General features: G+C 45.6%; 7 protein-coding genes. 6 read left to right on the top strand and 1 reads right to left on the bottom strand.

Annotation, left to right across the window (positions count from 1 at the left end):
* The first annotated feature begins 134 nt into the window (after positions 1–134).
* The 3 genes from KVT36_RS03095 (at position 135) to KVT36_RS03085 (ending at position 2,174) form a co-directional block, all read left to right on the top strand.
* Positions 135–842 (top strand): Fic family protein, encoded by a 708-nt coding sequence (locus KVT36_RS03095; protein WP_217602011.1) that lies wholly within the window; start codon positions 135–137, stop codon positions 840–842.
* A 246-nt stretch (positions 843–1,088) separates the two neighbouring features.
* The gene (locus KVT36_RS03090) at positions 1,089–1,595 is read left to right on the top strand and encodes a hypothetical protein (RefSeq protein ID WP_217602010.1); all 507 of its coding nucleotides are present in this window, start codon (positions 1,089–1,091) and stop codon (positions 1,593–1,595) included.
* A gap of 21 nt (positions 1,596–1,616) precedes the next feature.
* Positions 1,617–2,174, top strand: coding sequence for a hypothetical protein (locus KVT36_RS03085; protein WP_217602009.1), 558 nt, complete (start codon positions 1,617–1,619; stop codon positions 2,172–2,174).
* Positions 2,175–2,183: 9 nt separating this feature from the next.
* Here KVT36_RS03085 and KVT36_RS03080 read toward each other — a convergent pair whose 3' ends face one another.
* The gene (locus KVT36_RS03080; RefSeq protein ID WP_217602008.1) at positions 2,184–3,794 is read right to left on the bottom strand and encodes a DUF6377 domain-containing protein; all 1,611 of its coding nucleotides are present in this window, start codon (positions 3,792–3,794) and stop codon (positions 2,184–2,186) included.
* Between the two features lie 464 nt (positions 3,795–4,258).
* Here KVT36_RS03080 and KVT36_RS03075 point away from each other — a divergent pair, with 464 nt between their 5' ends.
* From KVT36_RS03075 to KVT36_RS03065, 3 genes are all read left to right on the top strand, one after another.
* Complete coding sequence (locus KVT36_RS03075; protein WP_217602007.1) at positions 4,259–7,273, top strand: SusC/RagA family TonB-linked outer membrane protein; 3,015 nt, start codon at positions 4,259–4,261, stop codon at positions 7,271–7,273.
* 19 nt (positions 7,274–7,292) lie between these two features.
* Positions 7,293–9,035, top strand: coding sequence for a RagB/SusD family nutrient uptake outer membrane protein (locus KVT36_RS03070; protein WP_217602006.1), 1,743 nt, complete (start codon positions 7,293–7,295; stop codon positions 9,033–9,035).
* Positions 9,036–9,099: 64 nt separating this feature from the next.
* On the top strand, positions 9,100–11,271 hold the full coding sequence (locus KVT36_RS03065; protein ID WP_217602005.1) for a TIM-barrel domain-containing protein: 2,172 nt from the start codon (positions 9,100–9,102) through the stop codon (positions 11,269–11,271).
* Positions 11,272–11,388: the final 117 nt, after the last annotated feature.

The raw sequence follows: 11,388 nt of genomic DNA, 5'->3' as shown, positions 1-11,388 counted from the left end.
CCAAGCCGACTATCTTCCTACTCGATTGAGTGCCTGAAGCGAGCGGGATCATATGAGTTACCGAAATGTTAAACCTTTCAACATCAATGTCTTTTTATGTCGAAAAAATAGCATAATTTCATCATCATGTAAAGTTGGGGTCGAAACAAACGACACGTTCAGAGATAAATGATGAAATCATTATAGCAATTCAACATTATGCCTTATATACCCCGCCATGCTGTGAAGATGTATTAAGAGAAAAACTGGCAGCTTTGGAACGGTTTATCAATAATCCTGAAGCAGCACTGCTTGACCCGTTGATAAAAATGGCTTTTATACACTATCAATTTGAAGCCATTCACCCTTTTTCTGATGGTAACGGGCGGACGGGGCGTATTGTAAATGCGCTGTATCTTGTGCAACAGGAATTATTATCGCAACCAGTTTTATACCTAAGCTCATATATCGTAAAATATAAAACGGAATATTACCAGTTGCTACGGGGAGTCACTGAGAAAAATAATTGGCATGACTGGGTTATGTACATACTTACAGCCATAATAGAAACAGCACAGTTAACTACCAAAAAAATAAAGAATATGCTTTCCTTGAAAGAGGAAATGGAGAAAAGAATGAAACAGGCTTTAGGTTCCTCTTTTAGTTATGATTTGTTGCAGTTAATGTTCACATTACCATATTTAAAAATCGAACTACTAGAGAAAAAGGAGATGGCTCACCGGCAAACAGCCTCTACCTGGTTAAAAAAATTAACTGATGCAGACATTGTGAAACCACAAAAAATTGGCAGGACGACCTATTTTGTAAATTATAAATTGATGGAACTATTGTCAACGGATTAACCCAATCTCAGAATGAAAAGAAAGTATATTGCAAAGAAATTTATAGATCATGATCATGTTCCTGTTGCTTCCATTCAAGAAGAAAAGTTTTGGGATCTGCTATTATAGTGTAGCTGAATTATTGTAACCTATATTCGCATAATGAATATTGCATGAAGCTTGCTCTTTGTCAAGCCGCTGCGGCATTTGATGTAAAATTTTATCCTGGCTGGCCCCTGGATTGTAGCTTTAGTGAAATTCAGGTACATGAAACAGCTCAGATCGATTTTTATAGTTCCTGTATTGTTATTTACAATAACAAATGCATGCTCACAAAATACCAGCCGGGAAAATTCATCCGTTGTGTTCCTGGCCAGCACTCCCTGCAGCAAGGGCACCAGGCCTTTACCCGGTATCCCTGTAAATGCAGTTTGTGAGCTGATAAAATGGAAGCTGGTACTTTACCAGGATGCATTTAAGAAATCACCCATCAGCTATAAGCTGCATTGCATATACGGCTTGCCTAAGCAAGGTACTACCGGGCTTATTGGAGGCGGGAAATTAATTGAAATGGAAGGGCAATGGACGATTGTTAAAGGCACTGCATCAAAACCCGGGGCAATAATTTATCAGCTGCACGATCCCAAAACAAACCGGACAATTTCATTTTTAAAGCTCAATGACGACCTGCTCCACTTGCTGGACAGTGATCTGCATTTGATGATAGGGAGCGCTGCATGGAGCTATACCTTTAACAGGACCGGTAATAAATAAGAATCCTGTAAAAAAAATATTATGAAAGCTATATTGTTTATATCCGTAACAGCTTTCTGCTCCTTGGTTGTGAATCTCTCAAAAGCGCAGACAGCAGCGGCCGATAATAAACTTTCACAAACCATTACTTTTCGTCCCATACCAAAAGGGCCATCTGTTTTAGGCGTTTTTGAAGGAAGGCCTCCCTGTCCTGAAATAGCAAAACAGCTAAACCTCCCCATACCCGGTGACTGCGAAAAGTTAAAATGGGATCTTGTGTTTTACCGGGATCCGGTCACTTTGAAACCATCCACATTTACCCTGTATATTGCAGGAGGGGGAGATGTGGTTAAGCAGGAAGGTGGTTCTTACCAGCGGAAGATCCTGGAAGGTAAATGGACAATTGTTAAAGGCCCCGGATCAGATCCCGATGCAGCGGTTTATGCGCTGGAATTTGACAATTCTAAAGCCCGGATGTATTTGTTCAAGGGAGATGAGAACGTTCTTTTTGTTTTAGATGAAAACAAGGAGTTCAGGGTTGGGAATGAAGATTTTAGCTATACGCTTAACCGGGTTGAGCTGGTGCCTGGAGGCAGGTAAGCCGCCCCATCACTGATCATTACTCTCAATAAACTTGATCTCCATGATCTTCTGCTCAAAATCATTGGCTGGAACCAGGGCCCGGGACTTGATCCGCATTTTATAAGTGTACACCGTGCTAACGCTATAATCCAGTATTTTGGCAATGGCCTCATGTTCATTGATCCCCAGGCGCATTAAGGCAAATATCCGGAGCGTGGCATTGAGGGTTTCCCCGGATTTGGGCCAGATCTGATCCTCCTTTTTTAAAAGCGCATTAAAAGAGGTAATGAAATTAGGGAACATGGTTAAAAACACCGTATCAAGCATGTTGTATAAATTCCCTTTTTCTTCTTCAATATGAACATTGTTTAAAAACTGGTTCACGTCTTTATATTTCCCCAGTTTTATGTTGTGCAGGGTTTGGTGTTTTATTTTATCCAGTGTTTCTATGTAGGATGAACACGTTTTAAAAAACAACCCGATCAGCTGCTCCTTTATTTTAGAAGATTCCCAGAGTTTCCCGTTCACGCTTTCCAGCTCATGGTTCTTTTCCTTTATCATCAGCTCATTTGCCTTGATGCGTAATATTTGCCGCCGGTAAATGACCAGCAGGAAAAATAATATAACGGCAACGATCAAAAAGATCAGGAGACCGATGAGCAGCTTATCCCTTTCATGTTGTTTCTCATCGATCAGCTTACCCGCAACCAGGGGTAGCATGGTTTCAATCTGCACGGCACGGTTCCTGGCGCCATAGAATTTGGCGTTGCGGGCAGCTTCCTGGAGAAAAATATAGGCATCGTTTGTTTTACCCAGCTTAAACAGCTCCTGCCCCAGTAAAAATATGGCCAGTGTTTCTTTGGTAGAGGAACGCACATCATTTATCACCGCCAGCGCAAGGAAAAGGATCCGGTCCTGCCCTGTATAGGCAAAGCTGATCCTGGTAGCAACCATGGCAATACCATGTTCAGGCAGGCCGCGCCGCATAATATAATTAAAGAAAAAATCCGGAGTTAGCTTTTTGTCCCTGACTGAATCCGGCAGAAAGGCCAGGTCGATCGTTTTCTCAAAATCATTGGGGGGCGTAACAATATCGGCATGTTTAAAATAATCTTCCGACTGCTTGTAATAGCTATGTGAAAAATAGGCATCGTTGTCGTAGTCGGCAATACCGGCATGCAGCCGCGCCCGCAGGATCAGGTAATCGGTTTTGAGTGTCCTGGACAACCCGCTGGTATCTATTTCCCCGGTAACATCAAAAGCCTCCTTATAAAATCCGGAATTCAGCAAAATGCTTCCCAGCATCATCTTGCTCTGGGTCAGAGAGTCCTTTTTCTGAAACTGCTCCGAAAGGCTGATCATCCTTTTGACGTAAACAAATGCGGAATCGAACTTGAAGGAACGGTACTCTTCAAAGATCTTTGAATAAAGCCCGAATTGGGCATAAAAATCTTTGCGGTCTGTATGAAGCAGCTGAAGCTGCAGCCTGTTTATCCGTTTTTCTTTGTCCTGGTTATAAATATTTTCCCTGGCAATTTCGGATTTCAGGACGGTTAAAAGGCTGTCTGATTTTGTGTTTTGTGCATATCCATTAAAACCCGCGAGCAGGAAAAGTGAAACAAATAATATTTTATTCATATAGATCTGAGATCTAATTTAAGTAATGTGTAATCTGCCGCCCTGTATAGCGGAAGTCCCCCAATCATTGTTCTTCGACCCGGAATGATCAGCCCATTTTAAAAATGAAGTACCGGCCATTTTTCGTTTTCCTGAAATTAACCCTGATGCTTTAATAGCTGATCCTGGTGATTTTATGCGGTTAAAAGTACAGCTTTTTGCCGTGTAATTGAGTGAAAACGTGTCTGATAACCTTAGATTTTTCGGTACAGCCGGCTTAATAAGATATTGATTATCAAGTATCTAATTTTAGAAAAGCTTAGATTTTTGGATCGGCCTGTGCCAGGACGGCATCACACGCCTGATTAGTGATTTAATTTGACCCGCCAAAGAAAAAGCCGTGACTGGCATAGGAAGTCAACAATCATCAGCTGCAGCGATGAACGATGAATGTCCGCGTTAATGAACCAATCAAGCAGACCGTTATGTTTAAAAAAATTCTACGATTATTAAGTGCTTTCGCCCTGATCTTTGCCTTCGCCTACCCGGCAGCTGCGCAAAACAGGGTTTTGGAGGGGAAAGTAATTGATTCAACCACAGCCACTCCGTTACCAGGGGTAACGATCAGAATTAAAGGGACAAGCTCCGGAACCACCACCGACGCAACCGGCTCTTTCCGGTTAACGTTAACAGCAGATGCCAGTGAGCTCATTTTTTCTTCAATTAACTATGCCACACAAACAATCCCTGTTACTACTCAGAACACCTTATTAGTTAAGCTGGCGCTATCCAGCCAGCTGCTTGAAGGCGTTGAAGTGGTGAGCGTGGGTTACGGTACCCTGAACAAAAGGGAAGTGTCCAGCGCCATAACGCACGTAAGCGCCAAGGACCTGAAAACCGTAGCAGCCAACAACCCCTTAATGTCCTTACAGGGGAAGGTGGCAGGGCTCACCATCTCCAATACGTCCACGGCCGATCCTAACTCCTCTCCCAGCATCCAGCTGCGCGGGGTATCATCCCGGAGCGCAGGTTTAGGGCCTTTATACGTTATAAACGGGGTACCGGGAGGTAATATTGATAATATTAACCAGAACGATATTGAATCCATCGACGTACTTAAAGGTGGTGCGGCGTCGGCTATTTATGGTACGCGCGGCGGGAATGGTGTTATTATTATTACCACTAAAAAAGGCAGCGGCGAATCAAAGCTGGTTTACAATGGTTATGTGACCATGGACAGGCTGACGATGGTACCGGATGTGCTCAGTCCCGATGAGTTCCGCCAATACCGGATCAATACCTCAACACCGCGGGGTTTTGAATTTGGAGGTAATACCGACTGGATGAAGTCCGTTACCCGCCAGGAGGCATATGCACAAAAGCATACCTTACAGATCTCCGGCGGCACACCTAACGACAACTATTTTGCTTCTGCCGATTACCGGAATGCCAATGGTATTGACCTGCGCGCCTATAAAAAGGAATACGGCGCCCGCCTGAACCTGAACCATACTTCAAAAAGCGATGTTTATACCGTTTCCCTGAACGTTGCACCCAGGTACATGCATACCAGCAACTCTGACCAGGGGAATTTCAACAACGCTATTACACTGAATCCAACCATCCCTATCTACGACAGTACAGGGAAATATAACTTTATTAATACCGGGTTCTTCGCAAACAACCCCGTTGAAAATGCAAGGCTTATTAAAAGTGAGGCACAGATAAAGGAGCTGGATATGAGCGGCTCCCTGAAGGTGAACCTTATGAAGAACCTGTATTCAACGGTAACGGTATCTACTATTAAATCATCCTATAAGAACCTGAATTTCCGGCCGTCTACCCTGACAACTATTGTTCACTCAGGGCAGGTGACCAAAACCAACGAAGCTTCACAGGAACAGATAGATAACGACCAGCGGAACATCGAATGGACGATCAATTATGCGCTTAACATTAAAAGAAACCACGTTAAGGTACTCGGCGGCTATTCATATAGCTATTTCAATTACCAGCAATTCAAGGCCCATAACTTTGATTTTCCGTTCGATGCGTTCCTGTGGAACAACCTGGGCTCCGGCACCTGGAATGGTGGCGATAAGGGCAATGGGCAGGACGCTGTATCCTCTACCCAGAATGATTCCCGCCTGGCGTCATTCTACGGCAGGGTGAATTATGATTTTGATAATAAATATATATTAACCGCAAGCCTCCGGCACGAAGGTTCTTCAAAATTTGGCGCCGCTAACAAGTGGGGTAACTTCCCCGCCGTATCCGTGGCATGGCGCATTTCTGATGAAAACTTCCTGCAGGGCAAGGTTAGCTGGCTGAACGACCTGAAGCTGAGAGCAGATTACGGTATCACCGGCAACCAGGATTTTGACAACTACAAGTCTTTGATCCTGTATGGCGGTTACGGATATTTTGCTTTCAATGGTCAAACCTACCAGGTGTATGGTCCGTCGCAGAACGTTAACCCGAACCTGGGTTGGGAAAAAGCGATCAATTTTAACGCCGGCATCGACTTTGAAATATTCGACAGCCGCATATCAGGTTCATTGAACTATTATGTGCGTACGAACAAAGATCTGCTGGCCAACTATAGAGTACCGCTTCCGCCCAACCCGCAAACGGAAACTTTTGCGAACGTAGGCACTATGAAGAACTCAGGAATTGAGCTGCAGCTGAGCGCAGCGGTGATACGGCGCAAGGAATTTGGCTACAACCTGTCATTTGCAGCCGCTTATAACAACAATAAATTCGTTTCCTTTTCCAATAAGCTCTACCACGGTGATCCTTACCGCGATATGGCAGGATTGCCTGCCCCGGGTTCTCCCGGTACCATCCAGCGTTTGCAGGAAGGGCGCCGCATCGGGGATTTTTATATGTTAAAATCAGCGGGTGTGGATGAAAATGGTTCGCTGCTGGTTTATAAAAAAGATGGAACTATAGTGCCCGCCAACCAGGCAAATGCGGATGACAAGCAGTTTGTGGGCAACGGCCTGCCTAAGATCACCGGCTCACTGGGTAATGTATTCACCTATAAGAACTGGGATCTTAACATTTTCCTCAGGGGAAACTTTGGGTATAAGCTGTTCAACATGCAGGCTTTTTACCTGGGCACACCAGCCACACAAACCGATGCTAATACTTTAAAATCTGCCTACGATCCGAAAAGCAAATATTCAAAGCTTACTAATCAGGCCACCACGGCGCTTGCTTCAGACTATTTCCTGGAATCAGGCTCCTTTGTTAAGATCGATAACATAACACTGGGTTATAATTATACCGTTAACTCCAAGTACCTGCAAGCCATCAGGATCTATGGAGCGGTAAGCAACCTGCATACCTTTACCAGCTTCACAGGCGGCGATCCCGACCTGTACCCGGTGAATGACATAACACCTGGTGTTCAGGGTAATCCGCGTACGAACATTTATAACATGAACTTTTACCCGGCCACCATCCAGATACTGGCAGGCATACAGGCTACATTCTAAACAACAAACCGGTACAGTAATGAAAAAGAATTATAGAAAATATATAGTAAATGCCGCTTTGAGCACCGCGTTGTTTTTAGGCGCCTGCACAAAACTGGATGAAACTGTTTATGATAAAGTAGATGCAGGGCAGTTCCTTACCCGGCGTGATGATGTGATCAGGGACTTTTTACGGCCATTTGAACACGCCTACTGGAGCATCCAGGGGAATGATGTTTATGCCGTAAACGAGAACTCCACCGATGAAATAGGCACCTACAACCGCCAGGGCGACTGGCAGGATGGTGGTTATTACCAGCGTATGCACTATCATACCTGGACCACGCAGGATGGTTTTACCAGCGGCGCCTGGACAGCTTTTTACCAGGGTATTGTACTTGCCACCAACTCGCTGCAGGATATGGAAGGCATAACGGATCCGGCTAAACTGAGTATTACAGAAACCGAGTTGGCTGATTTTAAAGCCGAGCTCAGAACATTGCGGGCCTGGTTCTATTTAAGAGCATTTGATTTTTACCGCAATATTGAGATCGTAACGGATGTAAAACATACCACTACTGCTAATAAGCAGTCAACACCGGATGAAATGTTCGCCTACATTGAATCAGAGCTGAAAGCGGCGCTGCCCGATCTGCCTAAACGCGAAACATTGGGCAATAATGGCATTGGCCGGTGGACACAGGCCGGGGCAGCATCTCTGCTGGCGCGCCTGTACCTGAATGCCAAAGTGTATGTAAACCAGGATAAGTTCAGCGATTGTGCCACGGTTTGCCAGGACATTATCAGCGGCAAATACGGCAGCTATCAGCTGGATACCCGCTGGGATGCGCCGTATGATTATACCAATAATACGGTGAATTCAGAAACCATTTATGGCTTCCCATCCACCCTTGCACGCACGCACTGGCAATATGATGGCGGCATGTTCTTCTGGGCAGTAACTTACGACGCGGCGCCGTTGTATTGCGGCTTTACGGATTTTGGCCAGGCTAACCCCAGGTATGCATTGCAACCCGGCAGAGATGTGGATAGCGTGGAGTACAGCTTTCAGCTGGGCAAACCTTTCGTTAAGTTCCAGCATTATCCTGACGATTATCGCCTGAAGCTTTACAAAAACCTGGGCGACAGTAAACGTGAAGGTATGTTCCTGTACGGCTACCTGCCTTTTCAGCGCCTCGTGAACGGCGTACCAAAGGCCGATACTGTTCGCGGTAACAAAGGCCCTTACCCGCTGTTTATCCGTGACCAGGTAGGTTGGTTCCTGGGTGCAAAACCCGGAACCCGGATCGCTGACAAGGAATCAAATATGAATCATGCCGATCACAACTCAGGCGTATTTTTCCTCAAATATCCTTTATATCCCACTCCCGATCCTAACCGTATCACATCAGCTTATGCGGAGATCCGTTTGTCGGAGATCTATTACACATTGGCTGAATGTAAATACCGGGCAGGCGATAAAGGAGGTGCCGCAGTACTGCTGAATGCAGTGCGCCAGCGGAATTATCCTGCAGGTTCTCCCAGCCTGTATAGACTGGATGGCAGCCAGCTTACCGACCAGGAAATGCTGGATGAATGGGGCCGCGAATTTTTAGGTGAGAACCGCCGCCGTACAGATCTGATCCGCTGGGGCGTATTTAATACCGGCACCTGGTGGGATAAAAAGCCCGATGCCGATAACCACACGGCAATATTCCCGATAGGCCGCGATATTATGGCTGTTAACCCACAATTTGTACAGAACCCAGGTTATAGCAATTAATACACCACTATATGCCAGCTGCCCCGGAGTACGGGGCAGCTGGTTTTAAATGAACATTCAATTCATGACTCTCTTGTCAAAGTGTTACCTGTTTGTCCTTTCAATTCTTATCTGCTCCGCAGCACAGGCGCAAAAGATCCCGGTTCAGCGGTCGGGCCTTGTAGGTAATTCAATCGTTACGTTTATACCGGCGGGGTTTGATGTTTCCAAAACACCATCGCTCATGCTGAAAGGCGCCCCTGCCATACAGGGTGCTGTGCCGGCAAACTGGAACATTGTTCCTGAATTTTTCTTAACAAATGGCAAGGCCAGCGCCAGTGTTCATTTACAAGGCGGCATAAGCCTGTATGGCGGCGGTGAAGTAACCGGCCCGCTGTTAAGGAACGGCCAAACCATTAAACTCTGGAACACTGATAATGGTGCTTATGGAACAGATGATGGCAAACGCCTTTATCAAACCCACCCCTGGGTTTTAGGCGTTAGAAAAGATGGAACTGCTTTTGGGATCCTTTTTGACAGTCCGTGGAAATCAGCGCTGACCACTAACAATGATAAAATTGAATTTAATACAGAAGGCGCCTTGTTCCGTGTTTTTGTGATCGACCGCAAATCGCCGCAGGATGTGCTGAAAGGACTGGCCGAATTAACCGGAACTATTGAGATGCCGCCCAGGTGGGCCTTAGGATATCATCAATGCAGGTTCTCATACGGTTCGGAACAAAGGGTAAGAGAAATTGCCGACACCTTTCGTTTAAAACAGATCCCCTGTGATGCCGTGTGGATGGACATAGATTATATGGAAGGTTACCGGGTATTCACTTTTAACAAAACCAATTTCCCAAACCCTAAGCAATTAAATGCGGACCTGCATGCAAAGGGTTTTCATTCGGTTTTTATGATCGATCCGGGTGTTAAGTTCGACAGCACATATTCCGTATACCAATCAGGCACGGCAAAGGATGTTTGGGTGAAAGACACCACGGGAAAAGAATACCACGGGAAAGTTTGGCCGGGCGACTGCGCCTTTCCGGATTTTACCATGCCCCGTACGCGGCAGTGGTGGTCCGGTTTGTATCATAGCTTCCTGGCAAACGATATGGATGGCATCTGGAATGATATGAATGAACCTGCTGTAAATGACAATGAGCTACCGCAAAACCTGCGGCTGGGCACTATGCCATACAACACCCCGCATCGCGGTGGTGGCGGTTTACCGGCAGGGCCGCACCTGTTATATCATAACGCTTACGGCAGATTGATGGTAGAAGCTACCCGGCAGGGTTTTATGGATGCCAAACCAGGTAAACGGCCTTTTATTTTAACCAGGGCAAACCTGCTTGGCGGACAGCGCTATGCCGCCACCTGGACGGGAGATAATTACGCTGATGAGAAATTCATGAAGGTTTCCGTGCCCATGTCAATAACGCTGGGCTTATCAGGCCAGCCTTTCAGCGGACCTGATATTGGTGGTTTTTTGGGTAATACTTCTCCTGATCTGTGGGCAAAATGGCTGGGCTTTGGCGTGTTTATGCCTTTTGCAAGAGGCCATGCCTGTGCCGGAACCAATGACAAAGAACCCTGGGCATTTGGTGCAGACATTGAAAAAACATCGCGGATAGCGCTTGAACGGCGGTATCGTTTATTGCCTTACCTCTACACCTTGTTCTACAATGCGCATAAAACCGGCTTACCCTTAATGTGTCCCGTGTTTTTTGACGATCCTGCCGATGTAAAGCTAAGAGCAGAGGACCAGGTATTTTTGCTTGGAAAAAATTTGCTGGTAGTGCCTTCATTTGCCAAAGATCCGCAATTGCCTAAAGGGATCTGGGAACCTTTAAGCCTTGTTGACGGTGATGGTTCAGATCCATACCAGGCGAAATTGCTGATCAAAGGCGGCAGTATTATTCCTGCAGGAAAGATCATTCAGCATACCAACGAACCTTCCATAGATCAGCTGACCTTGTTTATATGCCTGGACAGCCAGGGCAAAGCCAGTGGCGAGCTTTATTGGGATGCCGGCGAAGGCTGGGGTTTTAAAAAGGGTGATTATTGCCTGCTCAGATTTCAGGCAGCAGAAAAAAATGGGGTGACTAAAATTAATCTAATAGCTAACCAGGGCAAATACAATATTAACAAAGACATTCACCAGGTTAAGGCAGTAGTGGTTAAAAACGGGCGGATCTATTCAGGCCCGATAGATTTAAAGAGCGGCGTGTTAAGAACGGATGTTCAATAAATAATTAACGCTGCACGCTTCGCAGCTTCTTCAAAAAATAAGAAATTTCATACAGGTTGGTTTACGAATAGTTTATCCAGGCATGTAACGCTGAATAGCAGGTTACATGCCTTTTTT

The sequence above is a fragment of the Chitinophaga sp. GbtcB8 genome, assembly GCF_019091455.1.
Lineage (GTDB): Bacteria > Bacteroidota > Bacteroidia > Chitinophagales > Chitinophagaceae > Chitinophaga.
The sequence above is the reverse complement of the archived record's forward strand: the minus strand, read 5'-3'. Positions and strand labels throughout refer to the sequence as shown.